Here is a 22824-nt window from a genome sequence, read left to right as displayed (position 1 = left end):
CCCGAGTGTCGACTGGAATCAGAGTATCGTCGCGGCTTCCGCCACGATCGACTCGAGACGATCGGGGTCGTGGGCGAAGCGCCCGAGGAACAGGCCGTCCACCTCCCGCCCGAGCGCGGCGAGCAGACCGGGTCGCGCACTGCCGCCGTAGACGACGGATGCCGCGGCCACCCGCCCGTCGCGCCGCAGTACCTCGCGCAACGCAGACGTGACAGGCGTGATTGCCTCGACCGCGGCGGGAGCGGAGGCGCCGATCGCCCAGACCGGCTCGTAGGCGACGATCAGCTCGTCGACCGTCGTGTCCGGAGCGAGTCCCTCGAGCGCCGATGACAGCTGCGCGACGCAGACCGCCGGCCCGTCGAGGTCGGGCGAGTCCTCGCCGACGCACAGGATCGGGGTGAGGCCGTTGCGAACGGCCGCCGCCAGCTTGCGGCGCACGATCGTGTCGTCCTCGCCGAACACGGAGCGCCGCTCGGCATGCCCGACCTCGACGAAGCCGCAGCCGGCCTGCCGCAGATCGGCCCCGCTCACGGCGCCGGTGTAGGCCCCGCGGTCTTCCCAGAACAGATCCTGCGCACCGAGGTGCACGCCGCTGCCCTCCACCGCCGTGCGCGTCGCGTCGAGCGCGGGCAGCGAGGGCAGCGCGATCACCCGCACGTCGCCGGCGCGCACGGCCTGCTGCCGACGCGCGATCTCGGCCGCCTGCTGCGCCCAGCGGACCGTGCGCGGGATGTCGAGGTACAGCTTCAGGCTGATCGCCAGGGTGACCGCGGGGCGATCGCTCATCGGGTCGTGCCCGTGCCCTCACCGGGTTTGCCGTGTTCGTAGTCCTCGAGCACGGCGACCTTCTCGGCGGACGCCGACGCCTCATCGAACTCGTATCCGAGCCACTCCTTCGCGAGGCGGCGGGCGAGCTCGAGCCCGACCACGCGCTGCCCGAAGGTGAGGATCTGCGCGTTGTTGCTGAGCACGCTGCGCTCGACGCTGAAGCTGTCGTGAGCGGTGACCGCCCGGATGCCCGGCACCTTGTTCGCCGCGATCGCGACCCCGAGCCCGGTGCCGCACACGAGCAGCGCACGGTCGGCCTCGCCGGCGGCGACCTTCTCTGCCGCCGCGATCGCGACCGTCGGGTACGGGGTGTGCGCCTGCGCGTCCACGCCCACATCGACCACTTCCGAGACCCGCGGGTCCTTCTCGAGGTCGGCCTTGAGCGCCTCCTTGTACTGGAAACCGGCGTCGTCGGATCCGACGATCACACGCCATGTGCGCGCCATCTCAGTTCTCCTTCTCTTCATCTGGGCGGTGCTCGCCGAGCACCGCGGCGGCCGCGGTCGCCGCGAGCGCGAGCGAGACCGCACCGGGATCGGGTGTGCCCAGGCTCTTCTCCATGTGCGGCCGTGCGCGTCCCATCCGGGGCAGCAGGTCAGCGGTCGCCTGTGCCGCCGCGGTCGCGGCGGCCGCGGCATCCGTCCACGCATCGGCCAGCGTCGCACCGGCATCGACGCGCTCGGCGAGCGTGTCGACGAAGGGCACCAGGGCGTCCACGAGCGTCTTGTCGCCGACCTGCGCCTTGCCGAATCCCTGCACCGCGTCACGTGCGGCGGCGACGGCTGCGACGACCGCGCGCGGATCGGGGGCGGCGGCGTCCCCGAGCCGCTCCCCGATCGCGCGCAGCCCCATTCCCCAGAGGGCCCCGGACGTTCCACCGGCTCTGTCGGCCCAGGCGTCGCCGGCCCGGGTCAGCACCGTTCCTGCGCCCGCGCCGGCGTCGACCGCCTCCTGCGCCGCGGCATCGGCCGCACGGGCCCCGCGCTGCATGCCGATGCCGTGGTCGCCGTCGCCGGCGATCGCGTCGAGGCGGCCGAGTTCGTCGACCTCGCGGTCGATGACCGCACGGACGGCGGAGAGGGCGGATGCCGCGACCCGGCCGGCCGCGGCCGCCTCCGGCGCGGCCGCGATGATCGTCTCGTCGTCGATCGCATCGGCCTCGTCGGCCGCGTCGACCCGGGCGAGATCCATCGCACCCTTGCGGTAGGCGGGAGTGTAGGCGGGCGCATGCCAGGCCCGTTCGAGCTCGTCGTCGAGCCACATCAGGGTGAGCGAGACCCCGGCCATCTCGAAGCTGGTGGCGAACTCGCCGACCTCGGGCTCGACGATCGTGAGCCCTGCCGCCTCGAGAGCGGCGGCGATGCCGCCGTACAGCACGTACAGCTCTTCGTTCTTGACCGAGCCCAGGCCGTTGACGATCACCGCGACCCGCTCGCCCGCGTCGTCGGGTCGCTCGGCGAGCAGTCGCTCGACGAGCATGGTCGCGAGGTCGGCGGCGGCGGGCAACGGCAGGGTCTCGATGCCCGGCTCGCCGTGGATGCCCATGCCCACCGCCATCTGCCCCGCCGGGACGGTGAACAGCGGCTCGTCGGCACCGGGCAGCGTGCACCCCGAGAACGCGACGCCGATCGACCGGGTGCGGTCGTTCGCGCGAGCGGCCAGAGCGGTCACGGCGTCGAGATCGTGCCCCTGCTCGGCCGCCCAGCCGGCGACCTTGAAGACCGTGAGGTCACCGGCGATGCCGCGGCGCTTCTCACGCTCGTCGGGGCCGGCGCTGTAGATGTCGTCGGTGACGCGCACCGTCCGACACGGGATGCCCTCGGCGCGGAGCTGATCCTGCGCCTGGTCGAAGTTGAGCGCATCGCCGGCGTAGTTGCCGTAGGTGAGGAGGATACCGGCCTCGGCCGACACGGCCTTGGCCACCGCGTGCACCTGCGCGGCGCTCGGCGACGCGAACACGTTGCCCATGGCCGCCCCGTGGGCGATGCCCGGACCGACGAGTCCCGCGAAGGCCGGATAGTGTCCGGAACCACCGCCGATCACGACCGCGACCTGGCCGGCCGGCGTGGCGGCGGCGCGTGCGACTCCCCCGCGCACGCGCCGCACGAGGTCGCGATGGGCGGCGACGAACCCGTCGGCCGATTCATCGGCGAAGTCGGCGGCGTCGTTGAGTACGTGGCTCATGGTGTCCTCGAAATCGGAGAAGGCGGTGAGTGTGGAGTCCGGGGGCGGGTGCACCGGCACCCGCCCCCGGGTGGCCGAACGGGAGCGAACGGCCGTCTGTGGCGTCGATCAGCCGCCGTAGGTGAACGGACCGGTCATCTTGTCGACGTTGTCCTTCGTGATCAGGATGCAGTCGAACGACTGCTTCTCCTGTGCCGGCTTCTCACCGGTGCGGATGTACGTGTCGAGCTGCTGCACGGCCTCCTTGGCGAACGTGGCCACCGGCTGCAGCACCGTGTAGGCCAGCTCACCGGCCTTGATGGCATCGATCGCGTCGGGCGATCCGTCGAAGCCGCCGACGACGATCCCGTCACCGGTGCCGTCGACCGACAGCTTCTTCCCGGCCTGCTTGATCGCCGCGATGGCGCCCAGCGCCATCTCGTCGTTGCCCGAGATCACTGCGTTGATGTCGGGATGCGCCTGCAGGATCGACTGCATCTTCTGCTGGCCCTGCGCGCGGTCCCAGTTGGCGGTCTGCTGTGCGACCTTCTTCCAGTCGGGGTACTGCGAGATGACCGTCTTGTAGCCGTTGGACCGGGTCGCCGCGTTGTTGTCGGAGGGCAGGCCGAACAGCTCGGCGTACTGGCCCTTCGTGCCGGCGGCCTTGATCCACTGCTGCGCACCCAGCGCCGCGCCCTGCGCGTTGTTCGAGACCAGCTGGCCCAGGGCGACACCCTGCTCGTTGATCTCGGCGTTGACCAGGAACACCGGGATGTCCTTGGCCATGGCGCGCTTGATGTTGCCGATCGAGCCGTCAGCGTTGGCCGGGTCGAGGATGATGCCGACCGCATGCTTCGCGATCGCGGTGTCGATGATCGTCGACTCCGTGTTCACGTCGCCCTTGGAGGCCGCAACCGAAGCGGTGTAGCCGAGCTTCTCGGCCTCGGCCTGGGCCACGTTCCCCTCGGTGAGCCAGTACGGATTGGACGGGTCGTTGACGACGATCTGGATGAAGCCGCCGGCTTTCGCCGTCTTCTGCGTCGATGCGGTGTCGTTCGACCCGCTCTGGCCGGAGCAGCCTGCCAGAGCGAGGACCGCCGACAGCCCGAGGGCTGCGAGTGCGGCGAGTTTCTTGCGAGACATTTCGGTGTTTCCTTTTCTTCTCTTCGGTGAGCAGGAACCCGCGATCAGCTGCGGGCGTTCTCGGTGATGGAGTCGGTGGATGCGGCATCCACCCCGTCCGCAGGCGGAGCCGAAGCACCGCCCGCCGCCGGAGTGCCAGGCTTGCGCTGGCGGCGCGAACGCAGCTGGATGCCGTTGAGCAGAACGGCGAGGACGATGACCGCGCCGGTGAACACCGTCTGCACGTACGCGGAGATGCCGACGATGGTCAGCCCGGCGGCGAGGAAGCCGATCACGAACGCACCGAGCAGCGTGCCGCGCACGTTGCCGGTGCCGCCCATCAGCGATGCGCCGCCGATCACCACCGCGGCGATGGCGGTCAGCTCGTAGGAGGTGCCCTGGGTCGGACCGGCGCTGGTCAGCTCGCTGGTGAGGATGACGCCGGCGATCGCCGCGCAGACGCCGGCGATGACGTAGGCGCGCACGCTCACCTTGCGCACGGGCACGCCCGACAGCTCGGCCGCGCGGCGGTTGCCGCCCTGGGCGTAGAGCCACCGACCGTACACGGTGCGGCTGAGCAGCAGGCTCGCAGCGAGGCTGACGATGACCATGATCCACACGCCCACCGGGATGCCGAGGATCGAGTTGAAGCCCAGCCATTCGAACCCCGTGTTGCCCAGTTCGGGCTTGCCGGAGAGGTTGTTGACGGTGAGACCGTTCGTGGTCAGCTGCGCGAGTCCGCGGACGACGTACATCATGCCGAGCGTCGCCACGAACGGTGCGACCTTCAGCCGCGCGACGAGCACCCCGTTGATCAGGCCCACGAGCGCCCCGGTGGCCACGGCGAGGATCACCACCACCCACACCGGGGGGTAGAGGATGACCCCGCCGATCGGGAAGCCCTGCAGCGCCAGACCGGCGACCATGCCCGAGAGCCCGAGCGTCGAGCCGACGGACAGGTCGATGCCGCCGTCCATGATGACCACGAGCATGCCGATCGCGAGGATCGCGTACACCGACACCTGCTGGCACATCACGATGATGTTCGAGAGCGTCGGGAACGCCGTGGGCGCGAGGATCGAGAAGATGACGAAGATGACGAGGAGCGCCAGGAACGCGCGCGCCTCGAGGAGGAATGCGCCCAGGGTCAGCCCCTGGAACGGGCGGCGCCGGGGGGACAGTGCGGTGTGAGACATCAGAATTCCTTCGGGACGGGCGCTAGGCCTCGACCACGGCTTCGCCGGAGGCGGCCATGATCTCTTCCTTGGTGACGGACGGGTCGAACTCCGCGACGATGCGGCCGCGCGACATGACGACGATGCGGTGGGCGATGCTGAGGCACTCGCCCACCTCACTGGTGGAGTAGACGACGGCCAGGCCCGTGCGCGCACGCTGCGCGACGAGCCGGAAGACCTCGGCCTTGGCGCCGACGTCGATGCCGCGGGTCGGCTCGTCGAGCAGCAGCACCTTGGGACCGGTCGAGACGATCTTGCCGATCACGACCTTCTGCTGGTTGCCGCCGGAGAGCGAGCCGATGGGGGCGCCGGCGCCGTCGGTCTTCACCGTGACATCGGCGATCGCCTCATCGGCGTGGGCCCTCTCCTTCGCGCGGGACACGAACAGTCCCCTGACGAAGGTGCTGACGGCGGCCAGCGAGATGTTGCGGCCGACGCTGAGCGTGGGCACCAGGCCGTCGCGCTGGCGGTCTTCGGGCACCAGCCCCAGCCCCGATGCGAGCCGATCACGCAGGCTGAGGTTCGTGATCTCGCCCTTGCGCATGGTGACCCGCCCGCCGGCGAGCGGGCGGCGCCCGGCCACGGCCTCGAGAAGCTCGGTACGGCCGGCACCCATCAGCCCGTAGATGCAGACGATCTCGCCCTCCTGCACCTTCAGCGACAGCCGGTCGACCAGCATCCGGTCGGGTTCCTTCGGGTCCGCCACGCTGACCGCGTCGATGTCGAGCGCGAGGGGCCCGAACTCGTAGCCGTCCGGGGGCGAGCCGAGGTCGAAGTTCTCGCCGACCATGTGGCGCACGATCCATTCCAGGTCGATCTCGTCGGCCGGCGCTTTGGCGGTCATCGAGCCGTCGCGGAGCACCACCGCCTGATCTGTCACCTGCAGCGCCTCTTCGAGGTGGTGCGAGATGTAGACGATGGCCACGCCCTTGCCGGTGAGGTCGTCGATCACGCGGAAGAGGATCTCGACCTCATTGGCGGACAGCGCCGAGGTCGGCTCGTCCATGATGAGGATGCGCGACTCGGCCAGCAGCGCACGCGCGATCTCGATGAGCTGCTGCTCTCCGAGTCGCAGCTCCGACACGATGACGTGCGGATCGATGTCGAGCCCCAGCTCGGCGAGCACCTCGCGGCTGCGCTTCTCCTGCTCGCGGTAGTCGACCGCCAGCCCGCGGCGCAGTTCGCGCCCCATGTAGAGGTTGTCGCGCACCGAGATATTCGGCGACAGGCTCAGCTCCTGATGGATGATCGAGATGCCGTGGTCGCGGGCGTCGTTCGTGTCGGCGAAGACGACCTCCTGCCCGTCGAGCAGGATCGTGCCGTCGGTGGGCTGCTCGACGCCGGAGAGGATCTTCATGAGCGTCGACTTGCCGGCGCCGTTCTCGCCGAACAGCGTGGTCACCGTTCCCGGGTAGACGTCGAAGTCGACGCCCTTCAGGGCGCGCACGCCGCCGTAGTTCTTCACGATGTGGCGTGCCGACAGCACCGGCGCGCCCAGCTGCTGTGCCGCGTTCATGCGCTCACTGCTCCACCGTGATCTTCGACGGCGTGACGTTCCACTGCTGCGGATTCACCAGCGTGAAGGCGCCCTGCACCGAGACCGTCTTGCCCTCGAGTTCGGTCGCGTTCATGGCCGCGAGGTTCTTCTTCAGCACGTCGTTGATGGCGGCTCCGGCGTCCTGGAACTGGATCTGGTTCTCGAAGTCGTTGAGCGTGACCTTGCCGGTGACGTCGCGCAGATCGGTGCCGTTGATGGCCGGGCCGAGCTGCAGGCCGACGTTGATGTCCTTGGGCAGCCCGGTGACGGTCACCGGCGTGTAGCCGGAGGCCGGGACCTCGCCGACCACGCCGGTGAACGTGACCGGGATGATGTAGGTCGCGCCGTCGACCGACTTGCCGTACTGCTTCGCTGCGGCCGCCTGGTCCTTCGCGACCGCGGTGGCGAGCGTCGCGGCATCCACCGCATTGTCGGCGATGTAGCTCTGGATCTTCGGGAACTGCGTCGCGCCGTATTCTTCGGCGTTGAACTTCTGCGTGCCCTGGGCCGCCTCCGAGTCCTTCGAGACGACCCGGGTCGACAGCGCCATGGCGACCACGAGGATGACGATCAGACCGATCCAGATGAGCCGCTTGACGATCGGCCGCGTGCCTTTGGGCTTGACGGCGACGCTGGTGGTGACGGCGCTCATGCGATCAGCACCCGCGACTCGGTGTCGTTCGGCCGGATTTGCAGCTTGCGACCGGTGCCGGCGCGGAACATCGCCAGCGCGTCGGCGTAGTCATCGAGCGTGAAGGAGTGGCTGATCATCGCCGTCGCGTTGATCGCTCCGGCCTCGAACAGCTCGACCGCGCGCCCGAACGAGTTGAGCACGGCCATGGTCCCGACGATCGAGAGCTCGTCACGGTAGACGCGGAACGGCGAGAACTGCGCCGTGCGGTCGGCCGGGGCCACCCCGAAGTCCTGGAAGAAGCCGGCGGGCTTGACCCGGGTGAGCGCGTCTTCGATCGCCCGGATGTTGCCGGTGCAGTCGATGACCACGTCCCACTTCTCTCGGTCGGCCTGATCGGCGCTCGTGTAGCGGTTCTGGATGCCGCACTCGGCGGCGACCTTCAGTCGGTCTTCGTTGAGGTCGACGATCGACACGGTCGACGCGCCCGCACGCGACGCGAGCTGCGCCATGAGCAGGCCCATCGTGCCCGAGCCGTAGACGAGCACGTGGTCGCCGAGCCGGCGGGGCAGCACGTCCCACCCGCGGATGGCGCAGGCCAGCGGCTCGATGAGCGCCGCCTGGTAGAGGTCGGTCTCGGGCTTGAGCCGGTACACGTTGCGCGAGGGCGCGGTGAAGAACTGCTGCGAGGCGCCGTCGCTGGCGACCACGCCGAGCCCGTTCCACTGGGGGCAGAGGTTCTGGTGCCCGTTCAGGCAGAACTCGCACTCGCCGCAGGTCGTGCTGGGGTTGACGGCGACGTGATCGCCGACCCTGAAATCGAACACCCCGTCGTTGACGCCCTCGCCGAGCGCGACGATGGTGCCGGTCGCCTCGTGTCCGGGAACGAGGGGGAAGACCGTGCCCTCGAACTCTCCGTCGAACACGTGGGTGTCGGTGCCGCAGATGCCCACTGCGGCGGTCTCGATGAGGATCTCCTTGTACCCGGGTTCGGGTGTGGGCCGCTCCTGCAGGGCGAGTTCTCCCTGGGCGGTGAAAACGACTGCGCGCATCTTTGCTCCCGTTCGCGGCGTCGACCCCGCAGACGGTGCGGTGGTCATTCACCTCGTGTTACTTTTTCTGTGATCTTGTCACATGATCACGTTAAATACACCATAGGAATGGTGCGGCCTGATGTCAACAGCCGCGATCGTGAGGAGAAGAAGAGATGTCCATCCCCCAGACAATGCGTGCCGCCGTCCTGGTGCGCGCCGGCGAGATCCGCATCGAAGAACGGCCGACGCCGGCGCCCGAACCCGACGAGGTGCTCGTCGAGGTCAGCGCCGTGGGCGTGTGCGGCTCTGATGTGCACTTCTACAAGGAAGGACGGCTGGGCGACTGGATCGTCGACGAACCGCTCGTGCTGGGCCATGAGTCCGGCGGGCGCATCGTCGCCGTGGGGCGGGATGTCGCGACCAGCCGCCTCGGCGAGCGCGTGTCGATCGAGCCGCAGCATCCCGCCCCGTCATCGGCAGAGACGCTCCGCGGCGACTACAACCTCGACCCGCACATGCGGTTCTATGCGGTGCCCGGCACCGACGGCGCCTTCTGCCAGTACGTCACGATTCAGAGCCACTTCGCCCACGCCGTGCCCGATGCCGTCAGCGACGGCGCCGCCGCCCTGCTCGAGCCGCTGTCGGTCGCGATCGCGGCCGGGCGCAAGGCCGAGCTCGGCCTGGGCTCGCGTGTGCTCGTGACCGGGGCGGGCCCGGTCGGGCTCGCCGTCGCGCAGGTCGCGCGGGCGTCCGGCGCGACCGAGGTGCTCGTCACCGACATCAGCGCCGAGCGGCGCGCGGCGGCGCTCCGGTTCGGCGCCACTGCCGCGCTCGATCCGGTCGCCGAGGCCGACGCGGTCGCCGCGTCACGGGTCGACGCCTTCATCGACGCATCCGGAGCGGGCGCCGCCGTGCACGCCGGCCTCGAGGCCCTGCGGCCGGCAGGGCGGGCCGTTCTCGTGGGCATGGGGCTGGCCGAGCTGCCGTTCCCCGTCACACGCATCCAGAACAACGAGCTCGTGGTCACCGGCGTCTTCCGCTACGCGAACACGTGGCCCACAGCCGTCGCCATGGCCGCGTCGGGACTGGTCGATCTCGATGCGATGGTCACCGGCGCCTATCCGCTCGCCGAGACCGCCGCCGCCCTCGAGTCGACGACAGCGCCCGGCACGATCAAGAGCGTCGTCGAGCCTCAGCGCTGATCGCTCGCACGCGCATCCGCTCCCCCTCAGCCCCGCGCGCGGGCCCGGGCCACAACATCCGCGCCCCGTCAGCCCCGCGCGCGGGCTCGGGCCCGCCGCATCCACTTCTCCAGCTCGACCACGATCGGCACGATCGCGGCGAGCCCCAGCGAGACGAGCCACTGCGCGCCGTTGAGCGACACGGTGCCCAGCCAGTGCTGCATGAACCCGACCTCGATGGCGACCACGGTGAGCGCCGCCGGGATCGACAGCCACTTCACCGCCGAGACGATCGGCGCCACCAGGCCCGACGCGGGATCGCGGCGGATCGCGAGCCCGCCGAACAGCGACCCGAACGCCGACACCGCGAACGCCATGGTCACCGGCACGCTGGGTGCGTCGGGGCTCGCGCCGGGCACGACCAGCAGCGGAATGACCGTGGTCACGAACATCAGCGCGCCGTACAGCATCCACTGCGTGACCGCCGCCGGGCGCGCGATGGTCTGCTTCGGGTCACGGGGCGGACGCTGCATGATGTCGTCGGGAGCCGGGTCCACCATGATCACCACGACGGGGAAGATCGTGATGAAGAAGTTCAGGAACAGCACCATCAGCGGCGTCAGCGGAACCCCGTGGTTGATGTCGAACACGCTCGCCGCAAGGAACAGCAGCACGAGCGAGAACAGCAGCGACATCTGGAAGCGTACGTAGCTCACGATCTTGTCGTAGATGCCGCGGCCCAGCTTGATCGCCGTGACCAGGGTGCCGAAGTTGTCGTCGGTGAGGATCATGTTTCCGGCCTGCTTGGTCACCTCGCTGCCCGACCCCATCGCGACCCCGATGTCAGCCTGCTTGAGGGCCGCCGCATCGTTCACCGCGTCGCCGGTCATGGCGACGATCGCGCCGTCCTCCTGCATGAGCCGGGCAAGGCGCAGCTTGTCTTCGGGCGTCACCCGGCCGAACACGTGCAGCTGCGGCAGCGCTGCGCGCACCTCGTCGTCGCTCATCGCCTGCAGCTCGGCGCCACTGAGGGCACCCGGGCCGAGCCCCAGCTGTGCGCCGATGGCCGATGCGGTCACGGCGTGGTCGCCGGTGATCATGCGCACCTCGATGCCCGCCTCGTGGGCGATGCGCACGGCTTCGATCGACGAGGGCCGCAGGGGGTCGATGATGCCCACGAGTCCCGTGAACACCAGCTGCTCGACCGCACCGAGCGGGTCGGCGTCGACCTCCTGCTCGTGCCCGGCGAGGTCACGGAAGGCGAACGCCAGCACGCGCAGTCCCTTCTCGGAGAGCTCGCGGTTCGCGGCCTCGATCTGCGCGCGCATGCTCTCGATCGGCACGACCTCGCCCGTCGCGGTCACCGCCCGGTCGCAGCGCGCGAGCACCACGTCGGGGCCGCCCTTGACCAGACCGACGAAGCGCTGCCGCCCACCCATCTGCACGTCGTGGAAGGTCGCCATGAACTTGTATTCCGAGTCGAACGGCACCTCCGCCGCACGCGGGTACCGGCGCCGGGTCAGCTCGGCGTCGACGCCCAGCTTGGCGGCGAGCACGACGAGCGCGGCCTCGGTCGGGTCGCCCACGACGGCGCCCTCGTCGCTGACGGTCGCATCGCTGCACAGGCACAGCCCGTACGCGAGCGGGGTGAAGTCGGGCACCGCGGCGCCGGCCGCCCCCAGTACCTCGCCGCTCTTCTCGTAGCCGCCGCCCGAGACCGAGAACCACTCCCCGCGGAAGTACAGCGACGACACCGTCATCGCGTTGAGCGTCAGGGTGCCGGTCTTGTCGGAGTTGATGGCGCTGGTCGCGCCGAGCGTCTCGACGTCGGAGAGGTTCTTCACGATCGCCTGGTGGTCGGCCAGCTCGCGCGAGCCGTGGGCGAGCATGCTCTGCACGAACGTGGGCAGACCGGTCGGGATCGCCGAGATCGCCATCGAGATGCCGAGGAGGAGGACGGATGCCGCACTCTGCCCGCGCAGCAGGCCGATCACCACGATGATCGCCACCGCGCCCCAGGCGACGTAGCCGAGCACGCGCGTGAGCCCGCCCAGCTCGCGCTGCAAGGGCGACTTGCCGGGAACGACCGCCGAGAGCATCGAGGCGATGCGCCCCATCTCGGTGGACATGCCGGTGCCGGTGACCGCGACCGTGGCCGTGCCCCGCGTGATCTCCGTGTTCTGGAACACCATGTTCGCGCGGTCGCCGAGCGCCGTGCGCGGGTCGGCGAGGGTCGCCGCCCCCTTCTCGACCGGGGCGCTCTCGCCGGTCAGCGCCGACTCCTGCGCCTCGAGCGAGGCGGCGCGCAGAATGCGCCCGTCGGCGGGCACCACGTCGCCGGCCTCGAGGTTCAGGATGTCACCGGGCACGAGCTCGGTCGCGGCGACCTCGGTGAGGACGCCGCCGCGCACGACCCGCGCCTGCGGGATCTGCTGGTTGGCCAGCGCATCGACCGACTTCAGCGCCTTGAGCTCCTGCCGCGCACCGAGCACGACGTTGAGCACCACGAGCACCGCGACCATGACGCCGACCGACGCCTGCCCGATGAAGAAGCTGATCACGGCGACCGCGACGAGCATGAGGTTCATCGGGTCGGCGAGCTGCTTGAGCGCCAGCTGCCACACCGACGGCGACGGCTCGGCGGCGATCGCATTCGGGCCGGTCTCGGCGAGTCGGCGGGCGGCTTCGTCCGCCGGCAGGCCGTGCGCGGCATCCACCCCCAACCGGGCGGTGACCGCCTCGGTGTCGAGGGCGAACCAGTCCACCGCCTGCTCGGGCGTCTCCACGTGCGCGTCGGTCATGTGTCTCCCCCTCGCCGGCGCCGCGCGCCGTCACGGTCATTCTGCCGCGGTCGAGGGCCGTGCCACCACCGCCTCACGGGTTCGGCGTATGCGGCGCAGTCGCCGATGCGCGCGCCATCGCCGGCGCACGCGGCTCAGACGCCGCACGATGCGCTCGCGGAACACCCAGTACACGGCGAGCGCCAGCAGCATGAACGGCAGCAGCTCGGGCGCCATCAGGAAGGTGCCGAGCAGCGCCTCGAGACCCTCGAAGCCGACCACGGCGGCGGCACCGAGGATCATCCAGGTGTTCAGGCGCCACAGCGGAGCGGCCCACAGCCGCGCGCGGCGTCGGGCGCGCAGCATCCACAGTCGGACAAGACGGAAGGAACGGAAAGGGGACATGACGAGGCTTTCGTGAGAGCACGGGCACGGAGCATGTGCCGCCTCGTCGTGCGATCGCGCGTGTCAGGCGAGGCGGCCGAAAGCCGCCCCGGGCGCGCGGGGGCCTCGTCCGCCGAGCGGACGCGGGGTCGCAGGCACCGGTGCCGCGAGCGCGAAGACCGGCTCGCGGACGAACACGGGGAGGGATGCCGCCGCCCACCGCCGCAGCACCGTCGCCAGCAGGGCCGCGGCCACGACCGCGACCACCACCGCCGCGAGCAGCGTCGCCAGCAGAAGGGCGAACGAACTCGCATGCGCCTCGAGCCACACCCAGGTCGTCAGGGCGATGAGCCCCTGGGACAGTGTGTCGATCATGCGTGCCCTCTGGATCGTGGATGCCGCGGTGCGGCCATTCTCGCACGGGCGCTGTGATGCGGGCGGCTTCGGGGTCGCACGGTCGGTCTCGTGCGGGCGGCCCGCGCGCGCCGGAGGCAGGGTAGGTTCGGCGGTATGGCGCAGGCCGTGGTCGATTTCACCGGCCAGGGGTGGCTGCAGGTGGGAGAGCTGCTCCTGGCGTTCGCGCTGAGCGCCCTCATCGGGCTCGAGCGGCAGCTGCGGCGGCACAGCGCCGGCATCCGGACCCAGGCGATCGTCGGAACCTCGGCCGCGCTCTTCGTGCTCGTGAGCAAGTACGGGTTCATGGACGTGCTCGGAGACCATGTCGGGCTCGACCCGTCGCGCGTCGCGGCGCAGGTCGTGACCGGCATCGGCTTTCTCGGCGCGGGGCTGATCCTCACCCGGCACGGCGCCGTGCGGGGCCTCACGACCGCGGCATCGGTGTGGGAGACGGCCGCGATCGGCATGGCGGCCGGCGCCGGGCTCTGGCTGCTGGCTCTGGTGGTCACCGCACTGCACTTCGTGATCACCTACGGCGTGCAGCTGTTCGGGAGGTTTCTGCCCGGCAACGTCGACCGGCAGGTGCAGCTGCGGGTGGTGTACGTGGACGGGCGGGGCCTGCTGCGCATCGTGCTCGCGACCGTGACCGGCGGCGGATGGTCGGTGCAGCGCGCCGAGCAGCGCGACGACCCCGCGGGCGGGACGGTGTCGGTCACGCTCGAGCTGGAGGGCAGTCAGGACCCGCAGCGGGTCGTCGCGGCGCTCACCGACATCGACGGCGTGCGCGACGTGCAGCTGTTCCGGGAGAACGAGCTGGAGTAGCGGGATGCCGCGGGCCGGGCGCTGCGGGCCGGGCCTCCGCGCGTGCACGCGGTCGGGGTGTCGGGGGGGGCACAGATCTGTCGCCGTTGCACGGATTCTGCGCGCAGGCTGCGCAGCAGCGACAGATCCACGGCGGGCACACGGGGTGCGGGGTGCGGGCAGCGGCCCTTCGTCTCGCTGCGCTCGCTCAGGGACCGGAGACCTCCCGATGCTCAGCCCGCGTGCGCCGCGATCTCGACGAGCAGGCGCGACGCGCCGTGCAGGGCGTCGGGTCCGCCGCGCCACAGCGCGGTGAGCGGGCGCACGATCTCCTCGCCCACGACCTCGACGCGGCGCACGCGCCCGAGCTTCACGTCGTCGGCGACGGCGAGCTCGCTGAGTACGGCCGGCGCGACGCCTCCGGCCACCGCCGAGAGCACGGCCACGGTCGTGTCGAGCTCGAGCGCGGCCTCGGCGGGCGGCGCACCCAGCCGGTCCACGACGGCCAGCTCATACGCCGACCGTGTGCCGCTGCCGCTCTCGCGCACGACGAGCGGCGTCGCGGCGAGCTCGGCGAGCGAGATCGACCCGCCCCACGGGTGAGCGGGCGGCACCACGACCACGAGTCGGTCGGCGGCCACCCGCGCCGAGCCCAGGTCGGCGGGAACCTGCGGCGTCTCGATGAAGCCCAGGTCGAGCACGCCCTCGCGCACGAACCGTGCGATCTCGGTGCTGTTGCCGGTGAGCAGGCGTACGGCGGTGGGATGCTGCGCCGCCTCGATCTGCCGTTGGCGCAGCCGCAGCATCCACCCCGGCAAGAGCCGGGCTGCGATCGTCTGGCTTCCGCCGACGGCCAGGGTGCGTTCGGGTGCGGCGTGCAGCAGGTCGATGGCCGCGCCCATGCGCTCGGCCGCGGCCAGCACCTCGCGCGCCCAGGCGACGACCGACTCGCCGTCGCTGGTCAGGCGTGCGCCCTGCGGCGAGCGCACGAACAGCTCGATGCCGAGCTGGCGCTCGATCGCGCGGATCTTCGTCGAAACGGCCTGCTGTGTGATGAGGAATTCGCGCCCGGCCGCCGACATGCTGCCGGTGCGGGCGACGGCGTCGACGAGTTCGAGCCCTGCCAGTTCGGGCACTCGTCGATGCATCACAACCTCCGTTTGTACCTCCACAGGATATCGCCGCCTACCCGCGACCCCCGACGCCGCGGAGGCTGGATACCGTGTTCGTCACCCCTGTCGTCTCGCTGCCCCGCCGCCTCGCCCTCCGCGCGCGCGATGTGTGGCCGGGGGTTCTCGCGTGCGTGGCCATCGCGGTCGTGGCATCCGTCATCGGTCATCTCGTTCCCGTACTCGGCGGGGCCGTCCCGGCGATCGTGATCGGCGTCGGCGTGGCGCTCGTGCGCCGGCCGGCCGCCCGTTTGATGCCGGGCATCGAGTACAGCTCGAAATTCCTGCTGCAGTGCGCCGTGGTGCTGCTGGGCGCGCAGCTGTCGCTGGCGAGCATCTTCCAGGTGGGGCTCGAGTCGCTGCCGGTGATGCTCTCGACGCTCGCCGTGTGCCTCCTCGCGGCCTGGGCGATCGGACGGTCGCTGAAGATCGAGCCGCGCCTGCGCACGCTGATCGGCGTCGGCACCGGCATCTGCGGGGCCTCGGCGATCGCCGCGGTCGCGCCGGTGATCTCGGCCGCCAGTGCCGAGATCGCGTACGCGGTGTCGACGATCTTCCTGTTCAATGTGCTCGCCGTGCTGCTGTTCCCGCTGCTGGGGCACGCGCTGAACATGTCGCCGCACGCGTTCGGGCTGCTCGCCGGCACCGCCGTCAACGACACGAGCTCGGTCGTCGCGACCGCGAGCATCTACGGCACCGCTGCGCTCAGCTTCGCCGTGGTCGTCAAGCTCGTGCGCACCCTGATGATCATCCCGATCACGGTGACGCTCGCCGCGGTCGAGGCGCGGCGCACGGCCTCGCGCGGCATGTCGGCCGCGCAGATCGGACGGCTCGTGCCCTGGTTCCTCATCGGGTTCGTCGTCGTGGCCGTGCTCAACTCGCTCGGCGCGATCGCACCGGGCGTGCAGAGCGGGCTCGTGCAGGTGAGCGTTTTCCTGATCGCGGTGGCCCTCGCCGGCATCGGGCTGTCGACGGATGCCGCGGCCCTGCGCCGCGCGGGCCTGAAGCCGCTGCTGCTGGGGGCGATCCTCTGGGTGCTGGTGACGGCGACGTCGCTGCTCGTGATCTGGCTCACCGGGGGGCTGGGCTGATCGCGGGCAGTGCGGGCTGGCGCCGCGCCCCGATTCAGTGAGAGTGCAACTGATGGACGAGGAGTAGGGAACCACCCGCTCTCTCGTCCACCAGCTGCACTCTCACGGGGAGGAGAGGTGGGATGCCACGGCCGGTCAGAGCCCGGCGGGCAGCGGCGAGAGCCACGCCCGATGACGCTCGCGCAACGCATCGCGTGCGGCGGCGTCGGGCAGAATGACATCGGCCCCGGCGTCGTACGGCGCGTAGACCCACGCCGCATCGCTCGTCGTGATGACGGCGTCGACCTCGGCGTCGCGAACGACCCCGAGGAGCGGAACGAGCCCTTCGACATCGTGGCAGCTCCACGACCAGAACCAGTGGTCGCTGGGGTCGGGCTCGGGCCCCGCGAAATGCCGCCACGGCCAGGCGTCCGGACGCAGCCTCTGCGCCCAGCCGGGGTCGACGAAGCCGGCGTCGGCGCGGCCTTCGCCCGCAAAGTCATCGGCGATGACGACGAACTCGCCGTCGCGCGGCAGCTCGCGGAGAACGGTGAGGTGCCGGCGCTCCATCTCGCCGCGCTCGGCAGCGGTCGTCGCCTGCGGGGCGAGCGCCGGCAGCGAGTGGAAGCGGACCCAACGATCCGGATGCGCCCGGCGCAGCATCCATCCCACCGGCTCGTCTGTCGGCCAGCGGCGCTCCCACGCGCGGGTGAGGGCAGCCGAGCGGGCGCTGCGCTCGGGCTCTGCGAATGCGCCTGTCATCGTCGGCCGTCCCCTCGTGGTGTCGTCGACTCACCCTTCCACAGGCCACGCGGGCCCGCGCCACACCCGTCCGGATTCGGTGAGAGTGCAACTGATGGACGAGGAATAGGGAACCACCCGCTCTCTCGTCCACCAGCTGCACTCTCACTGTGGGGAGGGGACGGATGCCGCGGGCTGCGGCCACCGCGAGGGCCGCTCAGCCCGCGGCGCGCACCGCGTCGGCGAACCAGGTCGTGATCGTCGAGGGGTGCGTGATGGCCGTGCCCACGCACACGGCGTGCGCGCCGGCGGCCCGTGCCGCGGCGGCATCGGCCGGGGAGTGGATGCGCCCCTCGGCCACGACCGGGCGCGAGCAGCGGGCGGCGATCTGCCCGATCAGCTCGAGATCGGGTCCGGCGCTCTTCGGCCGCTCGGGCGTGTAGCCCGACAGGGTCGTGCCGAGGATGTCGGCGCCCGCCGCCTCGGCCGCGATCGCGTCATCGAGCGAGCCGCAGTCGGCCATCACGAGCACGTCGTGCGCGTCCTTCAGCGCGGCGATCGTCTCCGCCAGCGTGCGGCCGTCCGGGCGCGGTCGCCGGGTGCCGTCGAGCGCGACGACGTCGGCCCCCGCCTCGGCGACGGCGAGCGCATGACCGAGCGTCGGTGTGATGAACACGTCGGCATCGCCGTCCTTCCACAGACCCACCACCGGCACGTCGAGGTCAGCGGCCTCACGGATGTCGGCGATGCCCTGAAGACGGATGCCGGCGGCACCGCCGATCACGGCGGCGCGGGCGATCTGCGCCATGGTGCGCGGATCGCGCATCGGCTCACCCGGGTACGCCTGACACGAGACGATCAGCCCGCCGGCCAGTGCCTCCAGGATGTCGGTCGCCGTCATCTCTTCTCCTCCGTCAGTTGCCATGCCGATGCCGCGGCCCCGCGCAGCGGCGCATCGCCGCCGAGCTCGCCCCGGACCACCGGGGTGTCCTGCAGCGCATCGACGACCTGCTCGTGCACGCTCGCGACGAGCGCGTCCCACCAGGGCGATCCGGCCTGCGCCACGCTGCCGGTGATCACGACCCGCTCGGGATCGAGCACGGTCATCACGGCCGCGATGCCGCGGCCGATGGCCTGCGCCGACTCGCGCACGGCACGCCGCGCGAGCCCGTCGCGCGCCGCCGCCCGCGCCGCGACCTCGCGCCCGTCGCGCACCGCCGGATCGCCGCCGAGCGACAGGTAGTGCCGGTGCATGCCGACACCCGAGCCGATCGCTTCGAGATGGCCCATCCGACCGCACGGGCAGCGCAGGTGCTCGGCACCGGGGGTCGGGATGTGCCCGATCTCGCCCGCCACGTGGTGCCCGCCGCGATGGACGCGCCCGTCGATGACGATCCCCGCCCCGATGCCCGTCCCGACGGCCACCACCAGTGCGCTGTCGGCGCCGCGCGCCGCGCCGAACCGCAGCTCGCCGACCGTGTGCGCGTCGACGTCGTTCTGCACGTGCACGGGCACGTCGAGGCCGATGCTTTCCGCGAGCCGCGCGGCCACGAGTGCGCGCACCGGAGTGCCCGCCCAGCCGGCCAGCGTGTCGGTCGACGACACGATCGCGCCCGCGGCGACGTCGACGACGCCGGCCGTGCCGATGCCGACGGCGCGGATCGCGGCGCCGTCGTGGCCGCCGGCGCGGGCCGCGGCATTTGCCTCCGCCACGACGCGCACCGCGACGTCCACGGCCGTCGCGAGGATCGCGTCGGGCCCGTCGGCGCCGGGCGTCGCCGCGGCGGCCGTGGCGAGGATCGCGCCCTCCCGATCGACCACCGCGGCGGCGGTCTTCGTGCCGCCGATGTCGACGGCGACCACCGCTTCGGTCGAAGCCGCGGCGTCGTGCGCGCTCATCGCGCGGCCGCGAGTCCCAGCTCGTCGAGGATGCCGCGGATCGCGGCGACGGCGGCCTCGTCGATCGGGGTGACGGTGCGCGCGATCGTCGGGTGGTCGATCAGGCCCCGCTGGAACATGGCCTGCTTGAACGCACCGACGCCGGTGGCGTCGCCCGACAGCCCCGTGGGCTGGAAGACGATGTCGAACAGCCGGTTGATGCGCAGCTGCTCGGCGCGCGCGGCGGCGAAGTCGCCCGCCTCGACCGCGCGCCACAGCCGCACGTATCCCTCGACCTCGACGTTGCCCAGCCCCGGCACGACGCCGTCGGCGCCGGCCAGTCCCATCGCGTCGACGAGCACCTCGTGCCCGGTCAGCAGCTGCAGCGGGTGACCGGCGGCCTCGTTCGCCGCGACCAGGCGGCGGAACCCGACGTCGTCGCCCGAGGAGTCCTTGACGCCGGCGATCGTGCCGTCGGCGGCGAGGTCCATCAGCGTCGCGATCTCGAGCTTCTTGTGCACGCGCACCGGCACGTCGTACGCCCACAGCGGCACGTCGATCGCGGCGGCGATGCGGCGGAAGTGCGCCGCGATCTCGGCCTGCGAGTTGATCGTGTACAGCGGCGCCGTGGTCACGATCGCCTGGGCGCCGGCGGCGATCAGCCGCTGCGACGTCTCGATCACGCGGTCGGCGGTCAGCTCGATCGCGCCCGCGATGACGGGGACGCGGCCGGCCGCGGCATCCACGATCGTCTCCGCGATCAGCACTCGCTGCTCGTCGGTGAAGTACGCGGTCTCGCCGGTCGACCCCAGCGCGAACAGCCCGTCGACGCCGCCGGTGACGAGGCGGTCGACGAGTCGGCGCAGGCTCTCGACGTCGATCGTGCCGTCGGGCAGCAGCGGGGTGGCGACGGGCGGCACGACGCCGCGGAAGACGGGGGTGGAGGTCAGTGCAGTGTTCATTTCGTTTCCGTGTTCGATTCAGGTGAGGTCTATGCGAGAAGAGAGGGCGCCGCGCCCAGCAGCGACCGCGTGTAGGGGTCGGTCGGGGCGTCGAACACCTGGGCCGCATCGCCGAACTCGACGATGCGCCCCTTGTTCATGACGGCGATCTCGTCGGAGAGGTAGCGGACGGTCTGGATGTCGTGCGAGATGAAGACCATCCCGAGGCCCAGCTCGCTCTTCAGGTCGGTGAGCAGATTGAGAATCTGAGCGCGCACCGAGACGTCGAGCGCACTCGTCGGCTCGTCGGCGATGATGACCTGCGGGTCCAGCGCGAGCGCCCGCGCGATCGCCACGCGCTGCCGTTGCCCGCCGGAGAGCTGCCCGGGCAGCGCGTCGAGGGCCGAGGCGGGAAGCCCGACGAGCCCGACCAGCTCGCGGATGCGCTTCGCGCGCGAGACCCGCGTGCCGATGCGGTGCACCTGCATGGGGTCCAGCAGCGTGTCGTGCACGGTCATGCGCGCGTTCAGAGCCGTCGCCGGGTCTTGGAAGACGACCGACAGGATGCGGCCGAGCCGGCGCCTGACCGAGCGGTTGAACGACGTGACGGTCTGGCCGGCGAACTCGACGTGGCCGCTCGTGGGCTTCTCGAGCCCCACGAGCACCTTGGCGGTCGTGGACTTGCCCGACCCCGACTCGCCGACGATGCCCAGCGTGCGGCCGCGGGCGACCTGCAGCGAGACGCCGTCGAGCGCGTCGAAGTAGCGGCGGTGGAACATCGTCGACGTGCGCGCCTTGTAGCGCACGTGCACGTCCTTCAGTTCGATGACGGTGTCGCTCATCGCCCGGCTCCCTTCGATCCCGCCGCGATCGGTTCGACGGGGGCGTCGTCGGGATGCCCCGCGTAGTAGTGCTCGGTCCCGTCGATGCGCCGGCGCACCGGGGTGACGCCGGCGTTGCGCGCCGGGTTCGACGAGCGCGGTGCGAACCGGTCGCCGGCCGGGAAGTCGGCCGGCGAGGGGACGACGCCGGGCACCTGGTGCAGGCGGTCCGACCCCGACTCGATGGAGAGCACGGCGCCCAGCAGGCCCCGGGTGTACTCGTGCACGGGCTGGGTGAGCAGCTCGACGGTGCCCGCCTGCTCGACGACCTGACCGGCGTACATCACCGTGATGCGGTGCGCCAGCTCGGCGACCAGCGCCAGATCGTGCGAGATGAACAACATCGCGAAGCCGAGCTCCTGCTGCAACCGGAACAGCAGGTCGACGACCTGCTTCTGCACCGTGACGTCGAGCGCCGTCGTGGGCTCGTCGGCGATCACCAGGCGCGGGTCACGGGTGAGCGCCATCGCGATCAGCACCCGCTGGCGCTGGCCGCCCGAGAGCTCGTGCGGGTACGACGCGAGCGTGCGCTGCGGGTCGAGGCCGACCAGCTCGAGCAGTTCCTCGGCGGTGCGCGTGCCGCCGCGCGAGGTGAGCTGCTTCAGCTGCGCCTTGATCTTCATGGCCGGGTTCAGCGAGCTCAGGGCATCCTGGTAGACCATCGCGATGTCGTGCCCGCGCAGCGCGTTGCGCCGCTTGGGCGTCATCGTGAGCAGGTCTTCGCCGTCGAAGCGGATGGCCCCGCGCACCGACGCCTTCGCGTCGAGCAGTCCCATGACCGCGAGCGAGGTGATCGACTTGCCGCACCCCGACTCTCCGACCAGCGCCATGGTCTCGCCCGGCCGCACCGTGAAGCTCACGTGGTCGACCACGTCGACGTCACCGTGCCGCGGGAACGAGATGCACAGGTCCTCGACCTCGAGCAGGGGCCGTGAGTCGCCGCTGTACTGCATGCGGTCGCCGCGGCTCAGCTCGTGCGCGCGCAGTTCGGCCAGACGCTGCTCGAGGGGCATCTCGACCGTGGATGCCGCGACCGCCGCCTGCTCGTCGAGTACCGGGCGGGTCGCGTCCTCGGCGGCGAGCTCGTCGAGCCCCGCGGCGACCTGCTCGGGCGTCGCGTCGGCGGACAGCGGGGCCTGGGCGGCCTCGAGGTCGTGCGTGGACTCTTCGGTGGCCGCCGAATCCTGCGTGAGCTTGCGGGCCCGCGGCGAGATCATCGCGTCGGTCATGCCCTCGGCGAAGATGTTCAGTGCGAGCACGGTCAGCAGGATCAGCAGGCCGGGGAAGAACGTCGCCCACCACTTGCCCGCCATGACGAGGTTGCGGCCCTCGGCGATCACGTTGCCCCAGCTGGGCTCGGGCACGGGCACGCCCGCCTGCAGGAACGACAGCGACGCCTCGAAGACGATGGCGTCGGCGACGAGGATCGTCGCGAACACCAGCACGGGGGCGATGCAGTTGCGCAGCACGTGCTTGACGATGATGCGCCAGGTCGATGCGCCCATGACCTTGACCGCGGAGACGTAGTCCTCGCCGTACTGATCGAGGATGTTCGCCCGCACGACGCGGGTCAGCTGGGGTGTGTACAGGAACGCGATCGTCAGCACGAGCACCGGCAGCGACTGCCCGAACACGGCGATGAACACGGCGGCCAGCGCGATGCCGGGGAACGACATCACGATGTCGAGGATGCGCATGAGCGTCTCCGACACCGGGTTCGGGGCCGTCGCGGCGATCGCCCCGAGGACGGCCGCCGCCACGAGCGCGATGAGCGTCGCGCCCAGGCCGATCACGAGCGAGTAGCGCGCGCCGTACATGAGACGGGAGAGGATGTCGCGGCCCTGCCGGTCGGTGCCGAACAGGTGCTCCCAGCTGGGGCCGATCGGTCCCGGCGTGGTCGACGCCAGCGGATCGTCGGGGGCCAGCAGCGGCGCGAAGACCGCGACCAGCGCGACGATGACGATGAACGCCAGCGGGATGAGCGTGCTCGGCGGCAGCGCGCCGAAGCGCAGGCCGGGCGTGGAGAGCTTTTCAGTGATTTTGCGTCGCATG

Annotated in this window: 21 protein-coding genes; 3 read left to right on the top strand and 18 right to left on the bottom strand. The window is 71.1% G+C overall.

The window, feature by feature from the left end:
• Positions 1-18: 18 nt before the first annotated feature.
• The 8 genes from ABMQ42_RS03720 to ABMQ42_RS03685 form a co-directional block, all read right to left on the bottom strand.
• Positions 19-786 (bottom strand): triose-phosphate isomerase family protein, encoded by a 768-nt coding sequence (locus ABMQ42_RS03720; RefSeq protein WP_349721484.1) that lies wholly within the window; start codon positions 784-786, stop codon positions 19-21.
• Entirely contained in the window at positions 783-1274 is a 492-nt protein-coding gene (locus tag ABMQ42_RS03715; RefSeq protein ID WP_349721483.1) for a ribose-5-phosphate isomerase, read from the bottom strand. The genes ABMQ42_RS03720 and ABMQ42_RS03715 overlap by 4 nt, the downstream gene beginning before the upstream one ends.
• A gap of 1 nt (position 1275) precedes the next feature.
• Entirely contained in the window at positions 1276-3012 is a 1737-nt protein-coding gene (locus tag ABMQ42_RS03710) for a dihydroxyacetone kinase family protein (protein ID WP_349721482.1), read from the bottom strand.
• Positions 3013-3120: 108 nt separating this feature from the next.
• The gene (locus ABMQ42_RS03705; RefSeq protein WP_349721481.1) at positions 3121-4134 is read right to left on the bottom strand and encodes a D-ribose ABC transporter substrate-binding protein; all 1014 of its coding nucleotides are present in this window, start codon (positions 4132-4134) and stop codon (positions 3121-3123) included.
• Positions 4135-4178: 44 nt separating this feature from the next.
• On the bottom strand, positions 4179-5309 hold the full coding sequence (locus ABMQ42_RS03700; protein WP_349721479.1) for an ABC transporter permease: 1131 nt from the start codon (positions 5307-5309) through the stop codon (positions 4179-4181).
• A gap of 22 nt (positions 5310-5331) precedes the next feature.
• On the bottom strand, positions 5332-6864 hold the full coding sequence (locus ABMQ42_RS03695) for a sugar ABC transporter ATP-binding protein (protein WP_349721478.1): 1533 nt from the start codon (positions 6862-6864) through the stop codon (positions 5332-5334).
• Positions 6865-6868: 4 nt separating this feature from the next.
• A complete protein-coding gene (locus tag ABMQ42_RS03690; RefSeq protein ID WP_349721477.1) occupies positions 6869-7537 on the bottom strand; it encodes a DUF2291 family protein in 669 nt (222 codons plus the stop codon).
• Entirely contained in the window at positions 7534-8568 is a 1035-nt protein-coding gene (locus ABMQ42_RS03685) for a zinc-dependent alcohol dehydrogenase family protein (RefSeq protein ID WP_349721476.1), read from the bottom strand. Before ABMQ42_RS03685 ends, ABMQ42_RS03690 begins: the two co-directional genes overlap by 4 nt.
• A 155-nt stretch (positions 8569-8723) precedes the next feature.
• On the opposite strand from ABMQ42_RS03685, the gene ABMQ42_RS03680 reads away from it, so the two are divergent.
• Positions 8724-9752 (top strand): NAD(P)-dependent alcohol dehydrogenase, encoded by a 1029-nt coding sequence (locus tag ABMQ42_RS03680; protein WP_349721475.1) that lies wholly within the window; start codon positions 8724-8726, stop codon positions 9750-9752.
• A gap of 68 nt (positions 9753-9820) precedes the next feature.
• Here the strand turns inward: ABMQ42_RS03680 and ABMQ42_RS03675 are convergent, their stop codons facing one another.
• From ABMQ42_RS03675 to ABMQ42_RS03665, 3 genes are all read right to left on the bottom strand, one after another.
• The gene (locus ABMQ42_RS03675) at positions 9821-12532 is read right to left on the bottom strand and encodes a cation-translocating P-type ATPase (RefSeq protein ID WP_349721474.1); all 2712 of its coding nucleotides are present in this window, start codon (positions 12530-12532) and stop codon (positions 9821-9823) included.
• Between the two features lie 36 nt (positions 12533-12568).
• On the bottom strand, positions 12569-12916 hold the full coding sequence (locus tag ABMQ42_RS03670) for a hypothetical protein (protein ID WP_349721473.1): 348 nt from the start codon (positions 12914-12916) through the stop codon (positions 12569-12571).
• Positions 12917-12979: 63 nt separating this feature from the next.
• A complete protein-coding gene (locus ABMQ42_RS03665; protein WP_349721472.1) occupies positions 12980-13270 on the bottom strand; it encodes a hypothetical protein in 291 nt (96 codons plus the stop codon).
• 135 nt (positions 13271-13405) lie between these two features.
• Here ABMQ42_RS03665 and ABMQ42_RS03660 point away from each other — a divergent pair, with 135 nt between their 5' ends.
• On the top strand, positions 13406-14113 hold the full coding sequence (locus tag ABMQ42_RS03660; RefSeq protein ID WP_349721471.1) for an MgtC/SapB family protein: 708 nt from the start codon (positions 13406-13408) through the stop codon (positions 14111-14113).
• 212 nt (positions 14114-14325) lie between these two features.
• Here the strand turns inward: ABMQ42_RS03660 and ABMQ42_RS03655 are convergent, their stop codons facing one another.
• Positions 14326-15240 (bottom strand): LysR family transcriptional regulator, encoded by a 915-nt coding sequence (locus tag ABMQ42_RS03655; protein WP_349721470.1) that lies wholly within the window; start codon positions 15238-15240, stop codon positions 14326-14328.
• A 74-nt stretch (positions 15241-15314) separates the two neighbouring features.
• Here ABMQ42_RS03655 and ABMQ42_RS03650 point away from each other — a divergent pair, with 74 nt between their 5' ends.
• Positions 15315-16352 (top strand): YeiH family protein, encoded by a 1038-nt coding sequence (locus tag ABMQ42_RS03650; RefSeq protein WP_349721468.1) that lies wholly within the window; start codon positions 15315-15317, stop codon positions 16350-16352.
• A gap of 135 nt (positions 16353-16487) precedes the next feature.
• Here ABMQ42_RS03650 and ABMQ42_RS03645 read toward each other — a convergent pair whose 3' ends face one another.
• The 6 genes from ABMQ42_RS03645 to ABMQ42_RS03620 all read right to left on the bottom strand — a co-directional run bounded on the left by ABMQ42_RS03645 (position 16488) and on the right by ABMQ42_RS03620 (position 22823).
• Positions 16488-17093: a DUF3885 domain-containing protein gene (locus ABMQ42_RS03645; protein ID WP_349721467.1), complete on the bottom strand. Its 606-nt coding sequence runs from the start codon at positions 17091-17093 to the stop codon at positions 16488-16490.
• Positions 17094-17289: 196 nt separating this feature from the next.
• On the bottom strand, positions 17290-17973 hold the full coding sequence (locus ABMQ42_RS03640) for an N-acetylmannosamine-6-phosphate 2-epimerase (RefSeq protein WP_349721466.1): 684 nt from the start codon (positions 17971-17973) through the stop codon (positions 17290-17292).
• Complete coding sequence (locus ABMQ42_RS03635) at positions 17970-18971, bottom strand: ROK family protein (protein WP_349721464.1); 1002 nt, start codon at positions 18969-18971, stop codon at positions 17970-17972. The genes ABMQ42_RS03640 and ABMQ42_RS03635 overlap by 4 nt, the downstream gene beginning before the upstream one ends.
• Complete coding sequence (locus ABMQ42_RS03630; protein WP_349721463.1) at positions 18968-19912, bottom strand: dihydrodipicolinate synthase family protein; 945 nt, start codon at positions 19910-19912, stop codon at positions 18968-18970. The genes ABMQ42_RS03635 and ABMQ42_RS03630 overlap by 4 nt, the downstream gene beginning before the upstream one ends.
• 29 nt (positions 19913-19941) lie before the next feature.
• Positions 19942-20733 (bottom strand): ABC transporter ATP-binding protein, encoded by a 792-nt coding sequence (locus ABMQ42_RS03625; protein ID WP_349721462.1) that lies wholly within the window; start codon positions 20731-20733, stop codon positions 19942-19944.
• On the bottom strand, positions 20730-22823 hold the full coding sequence (locus ABMQ42_RS03620) for a dipeptide/oligopeptide/nickel ABC transporter permease/ATP-binding protein (protein WP_349721460.1): 2094 nt from the start codon (positions 22821-22823) through the stop codon (positions 20730-20732). The genes ABMQ42_RS03625 and ABMQ42_RS03620 overlap by 4 nt, the downstream gene beginning before the upstream one ends.
• Position 22824 lies beyond the last annotated feature (1 nt).

It is taken from the genome of Microbacterium sp. KR10-403, assembly GCF_040196215.1.
Taxonomy (GTDB): domain Bacteria; phylum Actinomycetota; class Actinomycetes; order Actinomycetales; family Microbacteriaceae; genus Microbacterium.
Note: the sequence above shows the minus strand (reverse complement) of the source record. Positions and strands in the feature narration are given on the sequence as shown.